Annotated in this window: 21 protein-coding genes; 5 read left to right on the top strand and 16 right to left on the bottom strand. The window is 45.1% G+C overall.

Annotation, left to right across the window (positions count from 1 at the left end):
• Window positions 1-351 precede the first annotated feature (351 nt).
• Window positions 352-705 carry a hypothetical protein gene (locus MHI14_RS12355; protein WP_133385259.1) on the bottom strand — a complete coding sequence of 118 codons (354 nt, stop codon included), beginning with the start codon at window positions 703-705 and terminating at the stop codon, window positions 352-354.
• A gap of 422 nt (window positions 706-1,127) precedes the next feature.
• Here MHI14_RS12355 and MHI14_RS12350 point away from each other — a divergent pair, with 422 nt between their 5' ends.
• A complete protein-coding gene (locus tag MHI14_RS12350; RefSeq protein ID WP_341130382.1) occupies window positions 1,128-2,129 on the top strand; it encodes a hypothetical protein in 1,002 nt (333 codons plus the stop codon).
• 58 nt (window positions 2,130-2,187) lie between these two features.
• Here the strand turns inward: MHI14_RS12350 and MHI14_RS12345 are convergent, their stop codons facing one another.
• From MHI14_RS12345 to MHI14_RS12325, 5 genes are read right to left on the bottom strand one after another with little or no spacing between them, the layout of a single operon-like run.
• The gene (locus tag MHI14_RS12345) at window positions 2,188-2,910 is read right to left on the bottom strand and encodes a GntR family transcriptional regulator (protein ID WP_249912321.1); all 723 of its coding nucleotides are present in this window, start codon (window positions 2,908-2,910) and stop codon (window positions 2,188-2,190) included.
• A gap of 10 nt (window positions 2,911-2,920) precedes the next feature.
• Complete coding sequence (locus MHI14_RS12340) at window positions 2,921-3,934, bottom strand: sugar kinase (protein ID WP_339309875.1); 1,014 nt, start codon at window positions 3,932-3,934, stop codon at window positions 2,921-2,923.
• Window positions 3,927-4,682, bottom strand: coding sequence for a 2-dehydro-3-deoxy-phosphogluconate aldolase (dagF, locus tag MHI14_RS12335; protein ID WP_341130381.1), 756 nt, complete (start codon window positions 4,680-4,682; stop codon window positions 3,927-3,929). The genes MHI14_RS12340 and dagF overlap by 8 nt, the downstream gene beginning before the upstream one ends.
• Window positions 4,679-5,788 (bottom strand): DgaE family pyridoxal phosphate-dependent ammonia lyase, encoded by a 1,110-nt coding sequence (locus MHI14_RS12330; RefSeq protein ID WP_341130380.1) that lies wholly within the window; start codon window positions 5,786-5,788, stop codon window positions 4,679-4,681. Before MHI14_RS12330 ends, dagF begins: the two co-directional genes overlap by 4 nt.
• Window positions 5,766-6,815 (bottom strand): amidohydrolase/deacetylase family metallohydrolase, encoded by a 1,050-nt coding sequence (locus MHI14_RS12325; protein ID WP_240768134.1) that lies wholly within the window; start codon window positions 6,813-6,815, stop codon window positions 5,766-5,768. The genes MHI14_RS12330 and MHI14_RS12325 overlap by 23 nt, the downstream gene beginning before the upstream one ends.
• A gap of 278 nt (window positions 6,816-7,093) precedes the next feature.
• Here MHI14_RS12325 and MHI14_RS12320 point away from each other — a divergent pair, with 278 nt between their 5' ends.
• On the top strand, window positions 7,094-9,424 hold the full coding sequence (locus tag MHI14_RS12320) for a helix-turn-helix domain-containing protein (protein WP_341130379.1): 2,331 nt from the start codon (window positions 7,094-7,096) through the stop codon (window positions 9,422-9,424).
• Between the two features lie 60 nt (window positions 9,425-9,484).
• Here the strand turns inward: MHI14_RS12320 and MHI14_RS12315 are convergent, their stop codons facing one another.
• From MHI14_RS12315 to MHI14_RS12300, 4 genes are all read right to left on the bottom strand, one after another.
• A complete protein-coding gene (locus tag MHI14_RS12315; RefSeq protein WP_341130378.1) occupies window positions 9,485-10,516 on the bottom strand; it encodes a glycoside hydrolase family 130 protein in 1,032 nt (343 codons plus the stop codon).
• Between the two features lie 86 nt (window positions 10,517-10,602).
• A complete protein-coding gene (locus MHI14_RS12310) occupies window positions 10,603-12,213 on the bottom strand; it encodes an extracellular solute-binding protein (protein ID WP_341130377.1) in 1,611 nt (536 codons plus the stop codon).
• Window positions 12,214-12,251: 38 nt separating this feature from the next.
• A complete protein-coding gene (locus MHI14_RS12305) occupies window positions 12,252-13,163 on the bottom strand; it encodes a carbohydrate ABC transporter permease (protein ID WP_124116320.1) in 912 nt (303 codons plus the stop codon).
• A 16-nt stretch (window positions 13,164-13,179) separates the two neighbouring features.
• Window positions 13,180-14,109 carry an ABC transporter permease gene (locus MHI14_RS12300; RefSeq protein ID WP_445670363.1) on the bottom strand — a complete coding sequence of 310 codons (930 nt, stop codon included), beginning with the start codon at window positions 14,107-14,109 and terminating at the stop codon, window positions 13,180-13,182.
• Between the two features lie 749 nt (window positions 14,110-14,858).
• On the opposite strand from MHI14_RS12300, the gene MHI14_RS12295 reads away from it, so the two are divergent.
• Entirely contained in the window at window positions 14,859-15,215 is a 357-nt protein-coding gene (locus MHI14_RS12295) for a CPBP family intramembrane glutamic endopeptidase (protein ID WP_341130376.1), read from the top strand.
• A 65-nt stretch (window positions 15,216-15,280) separates the two neighbouring features.
• On the opposite strand, the gene MHI14_RS12290 is transcribed toward MHI14_RS12295, so the two are convergent.
• Complete coding sequence (locus MHI14_RS12290) at window positions 15,281-15,646, bottom strand: cupin domain-containing protein (RefSeq protein ID WP_341130375.1); 366 nt, start codon at window positions 15,644-15,646, stop codon at window positions 15,281-15,283.
• Between the two features lie 89 nt (window positions 15,647-15,735).
• Window positions 15,736-16,098: a cupin domain-containing protein gene (locus MHI14_RS12285; protein WP_249912314.1), complete on the bottom strand. Its 363-nt coding sequence runs from the start codon at window positions 16,096-16,098 to the stop codon at window positions 15,736-15,738.
• A 159-nt stretch (window positions 16,099-16,257) separates the two neighbouring features.
• Here MHI14_RS12285 and MHI14_RS12280 point away from each other — a divergent pair, with 159 nt between their 5' ends.
• Window positions 16,258-17,124 carry a LysR family transcriptional regulator gene (locus MHI14_RS12280; RefSeq protein WP_341130374.1) on the top strand — a complete coding sequence of 289 codons (867 nt, stop codon included), beginning with the start codon at window positions 16,258-16,260 and terminating at the stop codon, window positions 17,122-17,124.
• An 18-nt stretch (window positions 17,125-17,142) separates the two neighbouring features.
• Here MHI14_RS12280 and MHI14_RS12275 read toward each other — a convergent pair whose 3' ends face one another.
• Window positions 17,143-17,283 (bottom strand): hypothetical protein, encoded by a 141-nt coding sequence (locus tag MHI14_RS12275; protein WP_289389587.1) that lies wholly within the window; start codon window positions 17,281-17,283, stop codon window positions 17,143-17,145.
• An 84-nt stretch (window positions 17,284-17,367) separates the two neighbouring features.
• Complete coding sequence (locus MHI14_RS12270; protein WP_341130373.1) at window positions 17,368-18,714, bottom strand: glucoamylase family protein; 1,347 nt, start codon at window positions 18,712-18,714, stop codon at window positions 17,368-17,370.
• A gap of 441 nt (window positions 18,715-19,155) precedes the next feature.
• On the opposite strand from MHI14_RS12270, the gene MHI14_RS12265 reads away from it, so the two are divergent.
• Window positions 19,156-20,136, top strand: coding sequence for a serine hydrolase domain-containing protein (locus MHI14_RS12265; RefSeq protein WP_341130372.1), 981 nt, complete (start codon window positions 19,156-19,158; stop codon window positions 20,134-20,136).
• A gap of 86 nt (window positions 20,137-20,222) precedes the next feature.
• Here MHI14_RS12265 and MHI14_RS12260 read toward each other — a convergent pair whose 3' ends face one another.
• Window positions 20,223-21,245, bottom strand: a complete 1,023-nt coding sequence (locus MHI14_RS12260; RefSeq protein WP_341130371.1) for a serine hydrolase domain-containing protein — start codon at window positions 21,243-21,245, stop codon at window positions 20,223-20,225.
• Between the two features lie 143 nt (window positions 21,246-21,388).
• Entirely contained in the window at window positions 21,389-21,982 is a 594-nt protein-coding gene (locus MHI14_RS12255) for a TetR/AcrR family transcriptional regulator (protein ID WP_076331768.1), read from the bottom strand.
• Window positions 21,983-22,059 lie beyond the last annotated feature (77 nt).

Below are 22,059 nucleotides of genomic sequence, written 5' to 3'. Positions count from 1 at the left end.
CAAACACTGCCTATTGAAGCTGTAGCCCACTCCTCGGTTATAGCCGAAGTCCATCTCGTTCCGGACTGAATCGATAAGATGATTTTTTTGGCCTCATCTCGAGTAATATATAAACTTTTGTCTTTATGGATTGAATTTTTTAGTAAAACAGCGCTAGGAGTTTTTACATTGGCATACACCTTTACTGTCGCTTCAACTCCGTAGAGTTTAGCCAAAAGGACATTAATCTTATGTATGGCTAGTGCTGCCTTGTTATACTTACTTACGGATTTTCGTAATCGTGTACGGCTTTTAATTTTGATATTACTATCTCATGATCATGTTCTTGTCCCTCGACACGTCAACAAATTATCACTGCACTCTTTCGGAAATATTTTTACTTATTTCTTCAGGATTTTCAACACCAATGATCAACTTTGATATTTTGAACTTCCCAACTTTAAAGCTATTCAAATCTAAATGAAGTGTTTCAAGCTCATTTTCAAAAACGTGCAGTTGATAACCACCATTTGATCTAAATAACCCATTTCTCATTTCTCCTAATAAAGCACCATATAGTTTAAAAGCATTTGGTATTGGTCTACCTGTTGTTATTCCCTCGATTGAAGAGTATGGAATTTGCAACCCATTATCTAATTTTAAAAAGGGTGAGTTTCCAAAGTTGATATTTACGTAGGTTTCCATTAGTTGAATTTTACGTTCCATATTTTGATTCCCCCATTTTCATTTCAAATAATCCATTTATTTATTAACCCATAATTACATATAATACCACAAATACCTCTTTTGTTCATAAAAAACTGAGCACTGCCCTCCGCTCCTTCGCGGGTTATGTCCACCTTTATATATTCCAATTCCAATCACCTATTAAAGAACCTACGTTTGTAGCATATAGTGCTTAAACAGGGACCTATCTTTAACCTTAACACTAAGAAAATACTATATTTTCACTGGACAATTAGTTTATTTTTCCTGCACATTTGTTAAATGAAACTGCATGAAACTTAGTTAGGTGTTTATCTAATCGGTAATCGGCTCATGTTCTTGTCCCTCGACACGATTTCAGCCCTAAATCTTCTGAAGATGTAGCCGAACTCGCAAAGCTTCCTTGTCTGACACATATTGAAATGGATGGTTATACGGAATCGATCTTTCCATTTATAGAGGAAAACCCGTTCATTAATGAACTTCATATCTTACATCATGGTCAAACGATGCTCGATATCAGCAAGAGTCACCTGACCAGACTTATTGTGGATGTCAGCGGGTTGAAGGAGTTAATTTTGAACACAAAGATGAAAAGTCTGAATTTCACAGGGGAGTTGTCTCCTGATCTGCGTATCGTGGCTTATGAAGACGGTAAATGCATCACTCTCAATGTTCCATCGGACCTGCCACAGGTTACGGGTATCTCACGACTTGATGGTCCGTATATCAGAGATATCACGGAGCTCAATCTGGACCCACTTGTGCAGTATTATCCTGAGCTTTCAGAGTTGCGATTGTGGGGTAAACCCGGCAATGTATCCCATATAGAATCAATTCAGCATTTGGCAAATTTGCAAACCTTCACTACATATGACCTATTCGGCTTCAATGGTGGACAATTCCCTGATCCAGAACAACTTCCGAAATTGACTACGCTGTGGCTAACCAGCCTGCCTGCTGATGCAGCCAAATCGATCAAAACAAGATATAAAAAATTCGCTGCTGCCGGACTTGATATGGAAATCACCAAAGCACGCAAACCCGAATGGCTTGCGGAGAACCTGAACAATCCGTTTCGGGATTGGGATGGGCGGGACCACATTAAGGCAGCTCACGCCAAAAAAGCAACGCAATTGTACAAGCAGTGCTTGAAGGAAATCCGTCAGTTAAGTCAAGATTTTAACAATCAGGAAGCTATGCACAAACAGCTCGTCTCCATGGTTGAGAACTACACACAGACCTTCAACAAGATGGATGCCAAGACCGGCTTTATTGAAACTGTTGAGCGGGAAGAGATTTATGTTGTTCTAACGGAGTTGCTGGATCAATTACAGCAGCATTTGGAACTGCGTCAAGATGATTGGGTTAAGGTTAATCACGAGGAATTATATGAGGTATTTGATCGTTTGAGGGATTTTTAGTTTACGTAAAAAGGGTCCTGTTATGAAAATGGCAGGACCCTTTTCTGCACCGCCGACCTCAAGTGTCGTAACTAACCAGATAATGATGAAGTTCCGTGTTATAACAGCCGATACTGTGCTCAATTAATCTGCCTTCTCCGTCGAAGGAGTTACGGAGGCGCTTAAGCACATGCGTCCCCGGGGGGATCTTCAGTAGTTGGCATACCTCATGAGCTGCCGGCTCTACAAAGAAACGGTCTTTGAAGCTCTCCAGCAAAATGTTGTTCTCCTCCAATGAGTCATACAGCGATTGGATGTCTCCATTCATTTCTTCCATGCCTCCGCCGGGTAATGCAGCTGCTGCCAAGAAGTGTATCAGATGAATATAAGGTTGTCCGTTAAGAATGTAGAGCCTTTCAATCCGCTGGCAATACGGCCCGTAGCGACCATATTCCTCCGTTCCGGTATCATTGGTGAGTAAACGGGAATTCAGAACTTTCTTTTCCAGCTTATGGCCCTCTTCTACGAGCAGCTCCGTAAACCGTTTGCCCTTTGAGAGCTTCTGATGAGAGGTATTGCGCAACACAATTGTGCCAACACCGCTTTTCTTCTGCACGTAACCTTCCTGCGACAGCTCTTGGACCGCACCGCGGACTGTCATTTTACTGACGCCAAATTCTTTCTCCAGCTGTGGTTCAGAGGGGATGATGCTTCCAAGAGGATATACTCCATGTAGAATCCGATCTTTGAGAATTTTTTGGATTTGCTGATATAAAGGACCTTGCTTGCGCTTCAGAGACACTCACTGTTCACTACCTTTCAACATCTGAGGGATGGTCCGACAGCGCGCGGAGCACCTCATTCTCGGTAAAAAGCGCTGTATCGCCTTGAGTGGTATGGGCCAGCATCGCTGCCGCCACTGCCATATTAACCGTATACTCGTGTGGGTATTGCTGCAATTCCCCATGGATGATGGTGCTAGCAAATACATCCCCTGCACCGATCCGGTCATACACTGGGAATATCAGCCTTCGGGAAAATACGAACGTACCTTGATGATAGATATATCCTGTCAAGGAATGCGTATGGTCCGCGTTAATCACACGGTGGGTTCCTGCTACCGTTCCGATTCCGAAGCGCTTTGCAACTTCAGGAATCGCTTGCTTCATCTGTGTTATTCTATCATATTCTCCGGTTCCGATGCCAAGAATACACTTTGCATCCTTCTCATTCATTAACACCAGATCTGCCAGCCCCAGCAGTTCCTCATAATGCGGGCGGGCCTTGACATAACCATCTGTCCCCCATAACGCAGGACGGTAATTACAATCAAAAACAACCTTGCCCCCAGCACTCCTCACTTCCTCAGCAAGCCGTTTCATCTGCTTGCGCACGCCATCATTCATAGCCAGCGTAATGCCACATAAATGAAGAACATCGACTCGGGAGGCAAGATCTTTCATATCATAATTATCTGCCTCCGCGGTATTGAAACTGCTGCCCAGCCGGTCTGTGTAAGTAACTCTGCCAGGGCGGGCTCCAAAGCCATTCTCCAGAAAGTACATCCCAAGGTGTCTACCGCCCTGGCTAATAAGAGAGGTATCTACCCCCAGCTTGCGCAGATAAGCGATAGCCGCTTCGCCCACCGGAGTTTCCGGCAAGGTCGTAATAAGAGCACCGTTATGGCCGTATCTGGCTAATGCTGCCGTTACATTCACCCCGCTGCCGGAAAACGAATAATCCAGCCTGCTGCTCTGGACCAGTGTTTCGTAGCCCGGAACCTGCAGCCGCATCATCACTTCACCAAATGCAGCAACCCTAGGCATATCGGTCTACCAGCGATTTCATTGTTTCGAGCAGTCTGCGGACATCCTGTACGTTTGTACTCCCGGTCTGCGACTCAATAATTGAAGAATAGACATGTGGTATAACCTGAGGTACGCCTGCCTGTAGTGCAATCTCTAGAATGGGTCCAAAGTTGTCCAGATCGATTCCGCCTGTAGGCTCCAGAGCAAATCCCGCTTCTCCACAAGCCTTGGCAACAGCACGGTACTCCTCTTCCAGCTTCAACCCCTGCATCGGATAATATTTGACCGCGTTCCCTCCCATGTCACGAACCAATGCAATGGCGGCATGAACCGGAACAATGGCCTGCGGAGTCGTTACTGAACTGATGGGGCCAGTCGATATATTTACATAACCTGGCTGACCGCACGGAGATACCAGGCAGTTAATCCAACTATCTTTAGGTCCCAGATTGGCACGGGTTGCCCCGACTGCCGGGAATACCTGATTGATATGGCTTCCCGGATAGCTGGCGACAATCTCCGCCACAACTGCAGCCTGACGGCTGTCTCCGGCCCCAAGTCCGATAGATACGGCATCTTGAATAGCCTGACCATATTCAGTCATGGCAACTACAGCTTCTTCCGACGTAGCATAATTTTTGGAGAGCACACCAATAAGTACATATCCTTCCGCAGCTTCGTACACATCCTTGGCGTTCCCGATACTCCCGGCCAGTACATTAATTGCGGCCCTGTTCTTATAAAGACACTGCTGAATATGACTCATTCTGGTTTGCCTCCCACGATTTCATGTATTCTGCTGACGATGACCGGCAAATCATCTCCTTGCAGCGACCTTGGATCAATATCGAAATAACCCTGCTTGACGCCATAGTCTCGGGTATATACCGCAATTACACCTTCACGTAGCTGGTCATTCATTTTCTTCGCATCCACCCCGGCAAGAGAGGGATCAATCTGGACGCGCCCCCGGAAAATCGATCTGCCGGCTTCATCCTGCACGATGCGGACCGAAACACCAGGAAGTCTATCCAGTGCCTGAAGAGCCTCCAGCGTCTGCTTCTCTCGTTCACTATTATCCGCTTTGTCCTGGTATTCCTCTAGCGCTTGAAGTAACCCAAAAATGGTCTCTTTGCCAATCTTCATGCTGCGGCCAATCCCGTGTAGCTGTACCTTAAGCCACTCCACGTATTTCTTTTTGCCGGCGACAATGCCGGAAGTAGGGCCTTCAATAGCTTTCGACCCGCTGTAAATGGCCAGATCCGAAAGTTGGATATATTTGTGCAGATCCTCTTCCGCTGCCGCATCAACAATCAGCGGCACCCCTCTTCGCTGTGCAACCTCCCAGGCCTCTTCCACAGAAATCATGTTCTTCTGGACAGCGTGATGGGATTTAACATAAAAAATGGCTGCAGTGTGTTCGCCGATTGCCTGATCGATATGCTCCTTGCGGCCTTCATTGGCGTATCCAACTTCCACTACCCGGCCGCCGCCAAGGAATATCATGGTTTCAACCGGCGCTCCATATTGCACATTATGGCCTTTTAGCATAATAATTTCATTTTTCAATATCGGCTCTTGGTGCAGACGAAGGCTGAGATGTGGATCTCCGGCAGTCACAATGGCTGCCACTGACAGTGCAATACCACTGGATGCGGAGTTCACCACAACCGCGCTTTCCGAACCAAGTAGCTGTGCAATATATTCTCCGGATTTGTTCACAAGATCCGCAATTTCCACGTACTGCTGTCCGCCCTGTTTCATCGCATCCATGACTGAATCCGTTGGTGCGGAAACGCCAAGGATGCTCATTCTTCCACTGGCATTAATAACACGCTTCAATCCATATTTAGCCTGTAATGAGTGACCCATTAGCATAAACTCCTTTAGCCTCAATATAGTATTGCGTGACCCGGACATCTCCTTCCGAGTCCTTAAGTTGCTTTTCGCCTGCTTCCAGAGAAAACAAAGTCAGGTTCGCCTGCTGTCCCACCCTAATCTGCCCGAGCTCCGGCTTACTGAGCCACTCCGCTGGACTTCTTGTAACCGCACGGATCACCTCTTCCAGACTGTAGCCGAGGTACAGAAATTTCGTCAGTACATTCGACATACTGTATACCGGACCATTCATACGGTTGCCTCGGTAAATGTCCGTACTGATTGTATTCAACGCAATACCTGCAACCTTGGCCTGTTCTGCAATCCGGAAGGAGAAGCTCGCTGTGCCATGCCCCACATCCAGATGAACTCCCCGAGCAGCTGCATCCAGCAGTTCTTGCAGCGGTGTGCCGTCCGCATGAAACAGATTGTTGGACTTGCCGTTAAGATAATGGGTGATTACATCACCCGACTGTAGTAGCTCCAGCACATCAGAGATCGCGGGCGGAGCAGAACCGATGTGAACCATGAGCGGAAGTTTCGTTTCTTCCGAGAGTGTGCGTGCCAACTTGAGTGGCTGTATGCCGCTGTCTTTGACCACACTTTGGCTGATGCGGGCTTTCAGACCAACAATGAAATCAGGATAAGCCGCTGCTGCCTCCAGTACCTTGGCCCGGTCAATCCATTCCAGCTGCGACAGTTCATCCGTCCGTTCGAGCCCGATGCTTGAAATGTTCAACAGAGCAAATACTTGTGTAGCAGCCTGTAGTCTTGCGGTATAAAAAGCTCCAATTCGATCTGCACCGCAGCTTCCGGCATCTACAAGCGTTGTTACCCCCTGCTTCACACCAATTTCGTCGATATCATCGCCGTAGGGATCAAGCTCCTGGACGGCATGCACATGCATATCAATCCACCCACTGGACACATATAACCCTGAACAATCCAGCTCATTTTCTCCTTCAGCCTGTCCTGGCGGTGTAATTGCGGTGATGATCCCGTCCTGAATGGCGATATCCATAATTCGCCCGTCAACAAGCTGCAAATTGCGCAGCACATTCTCTGTGCCCACTCATCCCATCTCCTTTTTCAACCCCGGTTTACAGGCAAAATTCAAAAAATGATTCATGATATGAAATCTGTACTTCTAATTAGTTGAAAATAAGCCTGATGATCTACTTTATTCTAAAGATTATAATGTTATAATGTTTATACTAGCACAAGAGTAATCCAGAAGAGAACATTGATTTCTAATTCAAAAGTTTAATCCGAATATCCTAACACTGGAGGGACTGCTTCATGGCAAATTCGGCACTCAAGCCATCCTTGCTCAACAGATTCAGGCTCAGCTGGAATCATTTCAAATCAAGGCTTCTGCTGAAATATGCCTTTTCTTACATTCTCATATTTCTTATCCCTCTGACAGGTGTAACTATTTTTGTATATGAAAACGCTGTCAAAGGATTGCGTGTAGAGATTGAACAATCAAATGTCAATCAGCTTAACCAGGTGAAGAGCACTATAGATAACCGTATGAATGAGCTTCAGGAAATAGCGGGGAGAATCGCCTATGACAAACACCTGACCCCTTATATGGTACAGCATCCCTATTACAGTTTGGAGGCGATTCAGGCGCTCGCCAATTACAAAGCTAGCAGCAGCATTGCAGAGGATCTGCTTCTCTATTTCCATAACGATGCCAACATCTATTCGTACCGCGGTCTGGCTAATCTTGACGTCACCTTTGATAGCCTCTATCAGTTCGAGCATTGGAATCCGGAAGAGTTGCGGCGGGACTTGAATGAAACTAGGCAGCCCCTGGTCCGTCCCGCTGAGAACGTGAAGGTTAATTCCCGAGTGGAGTCGATGCTCGTCATGCTTGTGCCCGTTAAACCGAATGACCCGTTTCCATATGGGACCGTTGTTTATTTAATGAAAGAATCCAACCTTACCGGGGTCATGGATTCGATTTTGAGTGATTTTTCAGGAAGCAGTTATATTTTCAGTCCCTCCGGAGAGGTGTTGACCGCAAATAGCCATGGCATCAGCCTTCCCCAGGACGAAATTGAGAATTTGGCTACACTTGAGCCCGGTATTCATAATTTGAAGATGGATGGAGAACAATACTCCGTTGTTTCTGTTCAATCTGAAGAAAATGGCTGGACCTATGTGACCACGATGCCAAGCTTCCAATTTTTCAGCCGTGTCGCCCATGTCCAAACCCTCATCCTGATCGTCTTCTGTATTACCGTCATTACTGGCATAGCTGCTGCGCTGTTGTTAGCCAAACGGCAGTACCATCCGATCAGGGATTTGATGGACAAGATGAAAGGTAGCGACGATGATGCTTCCAAGCTCCGCAATGAATGGGAATGGATACGCCAGACCCTCCACAATTACAGTGTTAAAATTGATTTTCAGGAGCCCTTTGTTCGCAATCAGTGTATGCTACTGTTACTCAAACACGGCAAGCCGGATGATCCGGAGATCGAACAAATGATCCTTAGCGCAGGATTTAGGCATCCTCAAGGACAAGGTCTCTATTTCTCGGCTATTCTGTCCTGGGATGATACTATGCCCGGCGGCAAGTCCTGGCAGGAACGCCATCTGTTGCAGGAAATACTCAGCAATGTATGTCTTCCCGGTACCGGTGCTCAAATCTTCGGTGTAGAATTCTCGGTCAAGGACCAGTTTGCCCTGATTATTTCACTTCCCGGTGATGCGGACAAGCCGATTCAAAGCCAATTGGAGCAGGTCATTGAAGCCATTCAAACGTTAATCCGCGAGCACTCTCAGCTATCTCTAAGTATCGGTGTCGGCATGGCCTACAGAGACTTAGCCCGTCTTAACCAATCCTTCATTGAAGCCGCTGCAGCTCTGGAGCACCGGATCATCCGGCGCAGCGGTCAGGTCACTTATTTCGAGCAGCTTGCAGAGCTGAACCCATCTGCTTCCGAGAGCTTCTGGATTCCACGCAAATCCATGCTGAAACTGGAGCAGAGTCTAAAGCAGGGCAACGAATCAGTAGCTGTCCAAATGATTGCCGATACCATTCATACGATCAAAGACGAGCCGTTACAGGTTCATCTACTACGATGCATCTGTTTTGATCTGCTGAACACTTTTCTACGCACCGCCTCCGAGCTTGGTATGAACGAAGTGTTCGCTAATATGCCGGAATTAACTTCCTTCGAAACACTTGAAGAGCTGGAAAGTCGTTTGCTCAGTCTGGCCGCTGACATTTGCGCGCAGGTGGAGCTGAATACAAAGACAAGTGAGTCTACATTAATGGATGACGTTCTGACTTACGTGGATCAACAGTTTGCAGACTACACACTCAGTCTAGAGCATGTGGCGCTTAAGTTTGCCATTTCAACTTCTTATTTAAGCCGGAGCTTCAAAGAGAAGACCGGCAGCAATTTCTCACAATATATCTGGCAGCGTCGTGTGGATGAAGTCATGCGACTGCTGGAGAATACTAGCGCGCCGCTCAAAGAAATTATCGAACAGGTCGGTTATATGGATGCGCCAAATTTCATCCGCAAGTTCAAAAAAGAAATCGGTCTGACGCCAGGGCAGTATCGCAAGGAACATGCCTTGAGAGGGCTTACTACGAAAAGACCTGTTTAAGTTGGTGGAGCTTGCACCCTTTCTGTTCTACATTTTTATATTTGAAGATACAGCTTCATTTTATGGTTTATTTTGCTGCTGCCCTTCCTGGAGGATGTGCTCTACCAGCTCATCCAGAGGAACTGTTGCAAGGGCAATCGCCGTATCTGTTACCCCGTAATAGATATAGAGCAGTCCATCTTTGACCACATTTCCGGTCGGGAAGATGACATTGGGGATCTGGAACCCAAATTTCTCATAATACGTCTCCGGCTCCATAATAAAATGATGCGTCCGGGCAATGATTTTCTCCGGCTGCTCCAAATCCAGCAGCATGGCCCCTACACGGTAGACAATGTCCTTATCGACGCCATGATAGAGCACCAGCCAGCCCTTGTCCGTACGTACCGGGGGCGTAGAGCCACCAATCTTCCGCGATTCCCAGGAAAGGTTCTGGGCGGTAGCGAGCAGCTTTGGCTCCTCCCAGTTCACGAGATCCTCGGAGTAGGTAATCCACATGGCCGCCTTATCCGTACCGTAGGCTTCTCCCACATATTCCTCGGGGCGGCGCAGCAGTACAAATTTGCCACCTATTTTCTCGGGGAACAGAATGTTGTCCCGGTCATTAATATCAAGAGGTGTCGTGTCCGCCACATACTCCCAATCCAGCAGATTATCTGATTTCAAAATGGAGGACCGGGTTAGCCAATGTCCCTCCTCGTCCCCCCACCCATCCGGATATTTCGGAATAGAGCGAAGGGGGACACCTGCCCCGGTAGGATAGTAACTCATGGCACAGGGGCGAAGGGCGTAGTTCAGATAAAAGGTCCCGTCAATTTTGACAATCCGTGGGTCCTGTACACTACCATAAGGGAATCCCAGCATGTCTGGCGTCACAATTGGCTCATCCTTCACGTGGGTAAAGTTCACTCCGTCTTCACTCTCTAGCAGCCCTAAGTAATTTTTGCATGGCGTTAGGGAACCAGCGGTGCGCTCAATCATATAAAATTTGCCGTTATCGATGATAACTGCAGGGTTGAAAACCGTAACCTTGCGCCATTCATAGTTGCCCGGGACGACAATGGGATTATTCGGATGTCTCGTGATTTGCATGTCTAATCCTCCTGCATTTAATGTTCAGGAACACGTTTTATGCTTATATCTCATTTTTTACAGCAAATTTCTGCGCATGGACCTGGTTAGTTGGATTTCCAGCGATCATAGGCAGCCTGGTTGATTTCAACCATACGCTCTCCGCCCATTTTTTTGACGGTCGCCACATAATTGTCCCAGCCCGTAAGTGGCTCGGCTCCAGTGATGAATTTCGCCTCCATCTGATTCACATATGTCTTCAAATCAGAATTCAGGCTACTGATTTCGGTCTGCTCTTCCACGGTAAGGAACAGCGTTGGGAACGGAATTCGTGCGCCTTTATCCAGAAGCTTCTGCTTGGTCTCCTGCTCTACCCACAAGTCAAAGTCTGTCTTTAGTCCCTTATTAATATCATCCATGGACAGGGTTGGAGCGGGAATGCCGTAGTTAGGTGTCAGCGTTGCCCGATAATCCTCCATTTCCTTGCCGTCTGGTACCGGTAAGTACTGTTTGACCCGGTTCTCTTTATCGGTGTACTCCCAGAGAATGCCCTCTGGACCTTTATTAAAGAACATGGCACCCTCATAGGAATAGAGATAATCCACCCAGCGTATAGAGGCTTCCGGCGCAGGATTACTCTGCGTGATAGCAAAAGCGCCGCTTGTAATCCCCCTGTTCTTTGCAATCGCTGGAGCAGCAATTGATTCACTGTGGACAGGTGCAAACATCGGATCTGCCGTCGAAGGCTCTCCACCTTTGCTCATGTAGGCATGCCAGTCCGAAAAGAGGGCAATTTGATTGTTCTGTGCTTTGGCCTTCTTTTGCTCCGCTGTCTGTGAGAAGCTCTCATGATCCAGCAGGTCTTCAGACCACAGGCGGTTCATATAGGTCAGATATTCCTTGTAGCCTTCTTCAAGTGGTGTATAATGCACCTTGTCCGCATCGTCCACATAAATTTCTTCTTCATAAATGCCGAAGGCACCAAGCAGCCATGTACGGATATCGCGGAGGTTCGCAGCAGGTGTTGTTACCGAAGAAATTGGAATTTCATCGGCTATGCCATTACCGTTGGGATCTTCCTCTTTCACACGTTTCAGATAGGTATACAACTCCTCTGTCGTTTCGGGAAGTTTATCGATATTGAGCGCCTTCAGGAAGTCCCCGTTATACCACATCGGATTGCGGTACCAGTGCTGGCTAAGTTCTACTACCGGCAAGGAATAGATATGCCCATCCGGTGCAGTAATCGATTTGCGGACATCCGGATTCTCTTCCAGCAGCGCCTTGAAATTCGAAGCATACTCTTCAATCAGATCCTCCAGTGGAATGAGGATACCCTGCTCTCCATAATTCATCTGCTCTGCAGTTGTCAAACCGGCGGCATAGAGGATATCCGGGTAATCCCCACTGGCGAGCACCAGATTTTTCTTGGTTTCGAAGCTATCCTTCGGTGCGTTCTTGTATTCCAGCGTAATACCGGTCTTCTCCTGCATCTGCTGAAGCACCGCCATGTTCTCCCAGTTCTGAATCCCTACATCTGGCGCCATAAGCGACAGAGTAACGGGTTCATTAACAATCGGGAAACCTTCATTGTTTACAGCGACTTTTCCGAGATTGTTGTTTGCTTCACCTTCGTTTGAATTGCTGCAGCCTGCCAGTAGTGTAAGAACTAAAGCCGAAGATAACAGAAGCTTCCATGGTTTGCGTGTGGTCGGCATTCATAATTCCTCCCTTGTTATCATCACATTTTAACTGTTTAACCTTTAACAGAGCCTATCATGACCCCTTGGACAAAGTAACGCTGCAGGAACGGATAGATTGCCACGATGGGCAGTGTGGAGACCACAATGACTCCATATTTAATCAGCGATGCCGTTTCTGCCTTATTATTCATGGCGGTCGCCACTTCGCCGTTGATTGATGAGCCCGTAGTTTCCGCCGTCATTTCCTGAAGGACAAGGATCTGACGCAGAACCATCTGCAGCGGATACTTCGCTTCATCATTTAAATAGATCAGGGACGGGAAGTAGCTGTTCCAGTGGCTCACCCCATAGAACAGGGCCATAACGGCTACAATTGGTGCCGACAGCGGTAGAACAATGCGAATGAACAGCTTTAGATTCGTACAGCCGTCAATGTGCGCTGCTTCCTGAAGTTCTTTAGGGATAGTCGTCTGAAAAAAGGTGCGGGCCACGACGATATTCCAGACCGAAGCTGCCACCGGCAGAATCAATGCCCACATGCTGTTCATGAGTCCAAGATTCTTGACCAGCAGATACGTCGGTACAATTCCGCCGCTGAAGAACATCGTGAACAGAATGAGGCCCATGAACAACTGGCGCCCGACAAAATCAGATCTGCTGAGCGCATACGAGGCCGGCAGAGTGACGGCGAGATTGAGTAGAGTCCCCACCACAGTGTAAATAATTGTGTTCCAGTAACCACTCCATATCTTCGGGTTCTCAAACACAAGCTTGTAGCCGTCCAGTGTTACATTCTTCGGAAACAACCACATTGCTCCCGAATTGACGTCCTGCGGTGAACTAATTGAAGCGCTGAGAATATAGATGAGCGGATAGAGAACAACCAGCAGTGAAAGACCTAAATAAATATAAGTGCTGATCAGAAAAAGCTTGTCCCCCCTGGATTCTTTCATCGCAGTAACCATAGACTTCAACTCCTTTCTACCAGAGGCTGTTCTCACTGGTGCGTTTGGCGATCTGGTTGACCGTAACAAGTAAAATAACGTTAACTACCGAGTTGAATAATCCCACGGCCGTTGAGAAGCTATACTGGGCGTTCACCAAACCGGCGCGGTATACATAGGTGGATATTACATCGGAAGCTTCCATATTGAGTGAATTCTGCAGCAGCAGAATCTTCTCGAAGCCAAGGCCCAGTATATTACCCATATTTAAGATCAGCATGATCGTAATCGTGGGTAATATCGTCGGCAGATTGATATGCAGCACCCGTTTCATTCGGCTTGCTCCATCCATAATGGCCGCTTCATGGAGCTGGGGATCTACCCCAGACAGAGCCGCGAGATAAATAATGGTTCCCCACCCGGTGCTCTGCCAGACGCCGGAGAATACATACACCGTCTTAAACCATGCGGGATCAGTCAGAAATTGTGCTGGTTCAAGACCAATGAACTCGATGAACCGGACAATCATTCCGCTGGAAGGTGATAAAAATGTAATGATCATACCTGCCATGACAACTACAGAAATGAAATGGGGTGCATAGGTCACTGTCTGGACCGATTTCTTGAACGGGCCGTTGCGGACTTCGTTGAAGGCCAGCGCCAGAATGATAGGCAGGGGAAATCCGATGGCAAGTTCATAGAAGCTGATACTGAATGTGTTCCAGAGCAGATCCCAAAAAAAATAAGAATTGAAGAACCGTTCAAAATGGTCAAAACCAACCCATTCGCTGCCTGTAATTCCTTTCGAAGGTACGAAATTCTTAAAAGCAATCTGAATGCCGTACATCGGACCATAATGAAAAATAAGGAAATACAACAACGCGGGAAGCATGAACAGATAAAGCTCCCAGTTTTTCCAAATTCTTTTGCCAAGACCGTTCTTCTTCAATGAAGGACTTACGGATATTACAGTGTGACTCTCCTTCACTCTCCCACTCCTTTCTATGTCTTTTTCATTAGATACGATGATGTTGCTGCTTTGCGTTCTTGCTGACTCCCTCTTTGGTAACGCTTACAATTCGAAGTATAGTGAAACTAAGATGACACAGTAAATATGTAGCTTCTGCATTGTCATGTTTAGGATGTGTAAAATCGCGCTACTGCGGTACTTTCCGTTCAGCCCTGATGAAGATGGTTGCAGAAGGAGCAAGGCTGTAAATATGTGAATTACGAACCTCTCTTCACGCTGCAAAAGATACATATTGTGATCACAAGCAGGAATGCAAACATTTGCTACGTCAATGCTCTCCACAAAACAACCTGAGGACCTTGACTCCATTGGCGAAGTTACTTTGTTACGAACAGATCAAACTGACGAAACAAATTCGGAATGTCCTCCTCTCTCCGCATGCTTTCTGAAAAAGAAACGAGACCTTCTGCTTTGATTCGGATCTCTTGACCTCTCCATTCAATTCCTGATTAGTAACTGAACAATATTCTGATAAAAAAAGCTGTTGCGGGGGGACACTACGTCACAATCTATAATGAAAAAAATATGATAGAAGGAGTTTTCATTATGTCTGAGACCCGTACAAAGGAACATTACAAAATACTGTTGATCGCATTACTAACACAATCAGCTTTTCTATTTATTGGATTTATTTTTATTGTTTTTTTAAGTGGGGAGGAATATTACCATTTATAGCTTCCTTATTCATGCCAAACGAGATTAGTATGTTATCCGCAATCATCATTGGTCTTATTTTTAGTTTTTTTGTTACTACGATTGTTCTAATTACATTCACCAGAACAAGAACAGAACTCCCTAAAACTGAGGGGTCAGATATGAATAAAAAAATAATGATCCGACCAAGTGGTATAGCTTTAACGGCGATAGGTGGTATATTTGAAGAATTCTTTTTTAGAGGTGTCCTGATCGGATTATTTATTGGATATTCTTTGATCGTGGATTGGCTTGTCATTCTAATAAGCACTTTTCTATTCTGGATAATACATGTTCCTCAATATAAAGGAGCTACGGGTAGGGATAAAATAAAAAAAGCCGCTATCTGAGCGACTTTCAATGGAACATTATTATTGTATCCTGCCAGTATGTTTGTGTTGTTTCATCAACTTCATTATATCCAAATATCATTGACTGCTGTTAATTCCGACTCGGTTTCCCCAGTATTTACTACTCCCCTGGGCTCTACCATCATGATATGACATTCCTGGTATGCAAACGTTTTGTGTTCGGCTCCTCTCGGTACAATGAACATCTCTCCTTCGGAAATCTTTACTTGGCCATCGCGGAAATAGACAAACATCTCCCCTTTGATCACGATAAACACCTCATCGGTATCTTGATGATCGTGCCATACAAAATCCCCTTCGATTTTAACCAATTTAAACTGATAGTCATTCATTTCACCAATAACTTTCGGAGACCAATGTTCATTGAACTTAGATAATTTCTCATTAAAATTAATAGGTTGGTAACTCATATTAAACACTCCTTTTTATTGAGGCTTTAAGGCTTTAGACTATTGATTCAAAAATAAGCATAAATAATTCATGGATAAGCGGCGATTCATCAAATGTGTTGAGGGATTGAAACGGTTCGTTCATTCACTATATTTCCTGTATTTAGTGTAGTTTTTGGTTCGATTAATAATAAATGGACCTCATCTTCAGCAATTGGCTGATGTTCAATACCTTTAGGTATAATCACAAACTCTCCTTCGTTAACAGCTATTTCACCGTCTCTCAAACGGATGAGTAGTCTCCCTTTCCATACAAAGAACATTTCGTCCTCATGATCATGGTGATGCCAAATGAATTCTCCCTTTATCTTCACCATTTTTACGTAAGAATCATTCAACTCTCCACTTATTCTGGGATTAAAATAATCATGGATTCGCATAAATTTATCTTGTATATTGATCTTTGAAATCATGAGATCCCCCCCTCATTATCCGATAACGAGATCATCAACCCATTGGCAATGGCGTTAATCCCTCTGATTCATTAAGTTTACATCCTATGATGCATCACGTAAAATTAAATAAAAGTATATAGATCATCATAATATGTGATGCAAAAGGAGAGGGCTGTTTTGGATATTAGGTCTTTGGAAGTGTTTAAGGCAGTAGCCATTGAACAAAGCATCACCAAGGCTGCTGAGAAATTGAATTATGTACAGTCCAACGTTACTGCACGAATACAACGTCTTGAGCAAGAATTGGGCGTTCCTCTGTTATATCGATATCATAAGAAGGTATCCTTAACTCCTGCAGGACGTGAGCTGTTGCCGCATGTAAACAAGTTGCTTTATGATTTCGAGGAAGCGATTGAGGCAGTTAAGCTTTCATCTGCCCCGCGGGGGACCTTGCGAATTGGAGCTATGGAGTCAACTGCTTCTACACGATTGCCATTGATCTTCACACAATATCACAAGAAATTTCCACAAGTAGAATTAAGCTTATATATGGCACCTACCGTAGATCAAGTAAGTACCATTCTCGAATATAAGGTAGACGGTGCATTTGTGGATGGACCAATTCTTCATCCGGAGATTGTTGAATACCCTGTCTTTGAAGAATCTCTAGTTTTGATTACGTGCTTCTCTCCCGAGCCCTTTCAATTAAAATCGATTTTACATGAACCACTGCTTTCGTCATTCGCGCATTGCATCTATTTGGGACGTTGGCAGCGATGGCTAGAGGACAATGGTTATGCTTCTATGAAGGTCATGGAATACGGCACACTAGAGGGTGTCCTTAAATGTGTCGAGCACGGGCTAGGAGTCACTGTTTTACCCATGTCTATGGTTGAATCACGCATACAGCAGGGGAAAATTAGCTGTCATCCATTACCAGAATCGTATGGAAAAGTGCCCACGGTGTTTATAAGACGACGTGACTCGTACATGACAAGTGCTCTCTCACAATTTATGGAGCTGGTGGGCATAACTAATCTGTGATCTATTTCCATATACTCACTAGCATGTTTGGTGTGAGCCTTTCTCCGTCAGAATTGCCGCAGCCGCACCTGCGGCCTCGCCACCTGTAACGTAAATTCCATAATCTAATCCATCTGCGACTTCATTATCAAGGGTAAACGCAAAAACGGAACGAAGCATGCTGACACCCTGCTTCGTTCCGCCCCTCTTTTTATCTTCGTCCCATTTCGTTAGTGAACTTGCTCTAAAATCTAAAGAAGCCCTTTATTGGATCGAAAACACTTCTTTTTTCAATAATTCTTCTGGCGTCTGCCCTATCACATCACTGTGAAAATAATCGCGTATAACGCCATCTTGAAGATAGTTGGCGATCGACACCATAATCATCCCTTGATCCAGTGCCAGATAAGCTTTTGCAAGTTCTCCCGTTTCGACATTGACTGAGTCATAGAACCCATATTTGCCAAACATTTTGAAGTTCTTTAAAGCTTTAATGTTTTTTCGAACAGCTTCAGGGGCATAATCCAGGGCAAGGAATGTTGCGTGTGCTGTTACCGTTGCTCCGTCTTTATAACCTGAGGTACCCAACGGCGTTGCTGCAAACTCACTGTATCCTGTGGGAGTTGCAGAAGGTGAAAAGCCCCATGCGGCATACCCTTTTTCTTTGGCATATTCGATCTGCAATTCGACATGACGCTGGTTGTTCAATCCCAAAGCTTGAGTACCCAGGTCTTTTTCCTTTATGACCATACCGGGCATAAGAGCTTCAAACATACTGCCTCCCCAGCTTGGCACAAACTTTTTATCCTTGTATACATAACTTCCTTCAAACACATCCACTCCATCGTACTTAACGGATTTGCCTTGAGGAATCTGAGCTTGCCAATCCCATTCTTGAGGTAATGTGCGATACATCTTCCACCAATGATCTTGGGGAACATCACCTTTCCCAATGGCAATATAGCTGCCTACACGTGGTTCCGTATAAAACATTCCATAATGGTGGTCCGTCAGCGCGCCTTTAGCCACATCATAACCTCCGCGGAATTGGCCGACTTCAGGATCATATAGCGGAGTATAATTCATATTTTTAACCAGCTTGCTTGTTTCCCCATGAAGTTCTTCATAGGCTTGCCCAACAACAATTAAACCAGCGGATAACCAGCCATTATCGACTTGGGAAATAAATTGTCCCCAATCTTTCTTCACTGAACCGTCATCCGTGTTATACCAGTTATAAAATAGGCCGTTCCACTTTTCTAACTTTTCGAGGGAATGTATAGTCGTTTGCAGGCGTTGTACAGCTTCTTTCTTTGAAATAATGCCCAATTGTTGCGCTGAAACGGTGCTCATCATATACATTGCGATGTTCGTGGGCGAGGTACGTTTAGCTTCTTCTATCCCGTTTTCAGTATGCCGTACTTCATCATAAGTCAAGCCAGTGTTCTGATCCGTATAGTCCTCAAAAAACGTATAAGTCTTATATGCAATCGCTTTCAATTCTGCTCGAAATCCATTGTTTGAGTCACCTGCTGAAGCCATAGGAGTTAAAGCTAGATTAGCTAACAGACAAAAAGTTAAAATGAAGCTGAATTGTTTTACTTTTTTCATAATTTTCTCCCTTCAAATGGATTCGAAACGTTTCGTGTATATGTTATCATAAATTTCCCATTTCCGTAAACAGGAAAATAGAACGCTTACAAATATTGATTATATTATGGATCATTTATAAATATAAATTCGAAACGTTTCATTATTGAACCACATCTAGGCAGCACACGCAGGATTATATGACGTATTTGATCGTTTGAGGGACTTTTAGATTCTAAATTGAGGAGATAAAAGCCTGACTCCATAGGAATCTCAGGCTTGATCCTTTCTCGTATCCATTCTGAACCGTTTTAAGTTGCTTACATCGAAAATCGCATTTTACATGCTTGCTTTGACATAATAATGTAGCGCTGGTTGAGCCCTACCTCGGGAGTATGCTAAGATAATGGACACCTATTTCTACAAAATCCTATAACAAATCAACCGTACAGAAAGGACACTATGAATCCTTCATCACTGTCATCCAAATTAGAACAGATCATTCCACCGCTGGATCTGCGAAGCTGCCTCGTCAGCGTACGCGGTGAGATTATGTACGAACACTACCGCAACCAAGAGGCTGCGACTGATATCGCAAAAATCAATTCATGTACCAAGAGTGTGCTATCCGCACTCATCTGTATAGCAATGGATAAAGGCTTGTTGCCAGAGGCATCAGCCCCAATCTCCACCTTTTTCCCACAGTTGACATCTGATCCTGATCCTCGTAAACCTTCGATCACGCTGGAACAACTGCTTACCATGACAGCCGGATTCAACTGGGACGAGTTCAGCGGGCAGAATTCATTCCCTCGCATGACTCGCACCGATCATTGGGTGAATTTTGCGTTGGAACAGCGCCTAAGTCATGAACCGAGTACATACATGGAATACAATTCAGGAGTATCACAGATCCTATCCGCTATCCTGATGCAAAATGCAGGTATGAACGTAGCCGAGTTCGCAGAACGTTATCTTTTTGGTCCGCTGGGAATTAAGGATTATGAATGGGAAAGCGACCCTCAAGGTGTACATACTGGCGGATTCGGTCTTAAGATGTTACCCGTAGATCTGCTGAAATTCGGTCAGCTGTTTCTACAGCAAGGTATGTGGGAGGGTGAGTCTCTCATTTCAAGTGATCTCGTATCCCGTTCTACGCAGCCTTTCATTACGGTCACTCCACCAAATCACGGCAGTTATGCTTGGCATTGGTGGGTGGATGTTTATCCAAATGAAAAGTCTGCCGCTGAAGATATTGCTTCTGTAGACGACAAACCCAATCTCCATTATTATTACGCGCGAGGATTTGGTGGTCAGTATGTATATATTGTCCCAGAGCTCGAACTTGTTACGGTGTTAACCAATGACAAACGAAAGAAAGAGAAACCTCCGCTGGATGTTTTCCCTCGGTTAATCGCCCCTGAGCTATGGAAAATGTTATAAACGCGCAAGCAGTCCTTTTATCCTGTTTGACCAATGAATCCCCAACCTTGTGGCCATAACCTGACCATTGGTTGAGGGTTTATTTGTCATGCCAAAGCTTCTTCGATGGCAATCGTTATTGGATACGGACCAGACTCTTGATTAGAGATCACAACCAGTTGTAGATCATAGTCCGGATACACGGAAGACATGAACGACACCCCTGGATCAAAGCCCATGACATGAAATTTGAAAATTTCTTCCCCCTTGCGGTCAATCCAGATACCCTGCCCATAGTACTCTTCATCCTCTTGATGAGCGTGTGGAGTTAATAGCTGCTGTGTTGTCTCTTCATTCAACAATTGGTGACCCAGCAAAGCGTCCCAGAATCGAATCATATCCGGTGCCGTAACATAGGCTCCACCATCTGATCCACCTTTGACAGGAATGGAGAACATATTGGTGTTCCAGGAGCCATCTTCATGATCGATATACCCTAAGGCTGTGTTGCGCGGAAGCTGATCTGTTACGAAATAACCGGAGTCCTTCATGCTACAACTTTTGAAAATGTGCTCTTCCACATAATCTGTAAACGACCGTCCTGAATGCTGTTCCACGATAAGCCCCAGCACAATGAAACCCGCATTGTTGTAGTGAAAACGTTCACCCGGAGCAAACTTCATTGGCATATGCTGAAACATGGGCAGAAAGTCACTTAATCGCCGCATCGCGTAAACCGGTCTGTCTTTCCACAATGCTGAAAAGTCTTCCATCACATCTTCATCGAAATAATCCGGAATGCCTGACGTGTGTGTTAACAACTGCTGGATGGTAATCCCTTCGTCCCACAGTGGAAACTCCACATCCAACACATCGTTCAGCTTGGAATCAGTAGACAATTTACCCGCTTCAATTAGTTGGCATATACTCACTGCCGTGAAGATCTTACATCCTGATGCAATTCCAAAGCGTGTGTCCACCTGATTAGCAAGCTCTTCACTACGATTCGCATAACCACGTTTCATATTCAAAAGGGTTTTCCCGGCTTGCTGGAGTAATACAACACCCGAAAAATTCACGCGTTCCATGACTTCTTCTACTTTTGTTGTCAGCTCTACTGCATTCAACATTTTGTTGTTCACCTACTTGTCTATGTATTCATTACATTCTCATTCTTAATTCTTCGTCATCTCCTGCATACCTGCCAATTTTGCATAAAAAGAAGGATTACTCCCTTATAAAAGGAAATAACCCTTCTTCAGACAACGTAAGATTAAGTTTGACAAAGCATGCTCAAATGCTGTTCAATCACTTGTTCCACTCGTTTTACTGTAAGTCTATCTGGCTGCATTAACATATGAATGGCGAGTCCATCCACAAGAGCGTATAACTTCTCTATCTCCATCTCAGCATCCAGTTCAGGATGTGTCATCCCCTGCTTCTGCAACTCCTGTATTACCCATTGAACCGACCGATACATCCCCTGATGCATCTGATCACTTAACTTTTTTAATTCGGGGTACACCAATAATTTGGCTGTAAACGAAAACCAGACCTCCATTTCCATCATTCTGTCTTCATCCAACGGGAGAAATTGCAAGAGCAGATTCTTCATATCCTGCAGTACAGATCCACTCATCTGTAACGCCTCCACCCTTCTCTGTACCCGTTCTGCAAAAAGGTTCATACAAAAGGTGAACAATTCAGCCTGTGTGGCGAAATAATGACGCATGGAACCTACAGATAGTCCCGCTTCCTTCGCTATATTCCGAACTGTAGCATGCTCCAGTCCATGCACTTGAATGACCCGGATTGCTGCATCAGCAACGATTTTCCTTTGAGCTTCATGATCTACGATTTTTGGCATGACAACATTATACAACAAACTTCTCTTTTTGTAATACACTGTGCTATAATCTTTTTAATACATTGTATTAAAATATA

Source organism: Paenibacillus sp. FSL K6-2393 (assembly GCF_038002545.1).
Classification (GTDB): Bacteria; Bacillota; Bacilli; order Paenibacillales; family Paenibacillaceae; genus Paenibacillus.
The sequence above is the reverse complement of the archived record's forward strand: the minus strand, read 5'-3'. Positions and strand labels throughout refer to the sequence as shown.

Excerpts from the sequence above, each read along its gene's own strand:
- MHI14_RS12355 (WP_133385259.1), bottom strand. The coding sequence starts at position 705 with ATGGAACGTAAAATTCAACTAATGGAAACCTACGTAAATATCAACTTT.
- MHI14_RS12350 (WP_341130382.1), top strand. The coding sequence starts at position 1,128 with ATGGATGGTTATACGGAATCGATCTTTCCATTTATAGAGGAAAACCCG.
- MHI14_RS12340 (WP_339309875.1), bottom strand. The coding sequence starts at position 3,934 with ATGCCTAGGGTTGCTGCATTTGGTGAAGTGATGATGCGGCTGCAGGTT.
- dagF (WP_341130381.1), bottom strand. The coding sequence starts at position 4,682 with ATGAGTCATATTCAGCAGTGTCTTTATAAGAACAGGGCCGCAATTAAT.
- MHI14_RS12330 (WP_341130380.1), bottom strand. The coding sequence starts at position 5,788 with ATGGGTCACTCATTACAGGCTAAATATGGATTGAAGCGTGTTATTAAT.
- MHI14_RS12325 (WP_240768134.1), bottom strand. The coding sequence starts at position 6,815 with ATGGATATCGCCATTCAGGACGGGATCATCACCGCAATTACACCGCCA.
- MHI14_RS12320 (WP_341130379.1), top strand. The coding sequence starts at position 7,094 with ATGGCAAATTCGGCACTCAAGCCATCCTTGCTCAACAGATTCAGGCTC.
- MHI14_RS12315 (WP_341130378.1), bottom strand. The coding sequence starts at position 10,516 with ATGCAAATCACGAGACATCCGAATAATCCCATTGTCGTCCCGGGCAAC.
- MHI14_RS12310 (WP_341130377.1), bottom strand. The coding sequence starts at position 12,213 with ATGCCGACCACACGCAAACCATGGAAGCTTCTGTTATCTTCGGCTTTA.
- MHI14_RS12305 (WP_124116320.1), bottom strand. The coding sequence starts at position 13,163 with ATGGTTACTGCGATGAAAGAATCCAGGGGGGACAAGCTTTTTCTGATC.
- MHI14_RS12295 (WP_341130376.1), top strand. The coding sequence starts at position 14,859 with ATGCCAAACGAGATTAGTATGTTATCCGCAATCATCATTGGTCTTATT.
- MHI14_RS12290 (WP_341130375.1), bottom strand. The coding sequence starts at position 15,646 with ATGAGTTACCAACCTATTAATTTTAATGAGAAATTATCTAAGTTCAAT.
- MHI14_RS12285 (WP_249912314.1), bottom strand. The coding sequence starts at position 16,098 with ATGATTTCAAAGATCAATATACAAGATAAATTTATGCGAATCCATGAT.
- MHI14_RS12275 (WP_289389587.1), bottom strand. The coding sequence starts at position 17,283 with ATGCTTCGTTCCGTTTTTGCGTTTACCCTTGATAATGAAGTCGCAGAT.
- MHI14_RS12270 (WP_341130373.1), bottom strand. The coding sequence starts at position 18,714 with ATGAAAAAAGTAAAACAATTCAGCTTCATTTTAACTTTTTGTCTGTTA.
- MHI14_RS12265 (WP_341130372.1), top strand. The coding sequence starts at position 19,156 with ATGAATCCTTCATCACTGTCATCCAAATTAGAACAGATCATTCCACCG.
- MHI14_RS12260 (WP_341130371.1), bottom strand. The coding sequence starts at position 21,245 with ATGTTGAATGCAGTAGAGCTGACAACAAAAGTAGAAGAAGTCATGGAA.
- MHI14_RS12255 (WP_076331768.1), bottom strand. The coding sequence starts at position 21,982 with ATGCCAAAAATCGTAGATCATGAAGCTCAAAGGAAAATCGTTGCTGAT.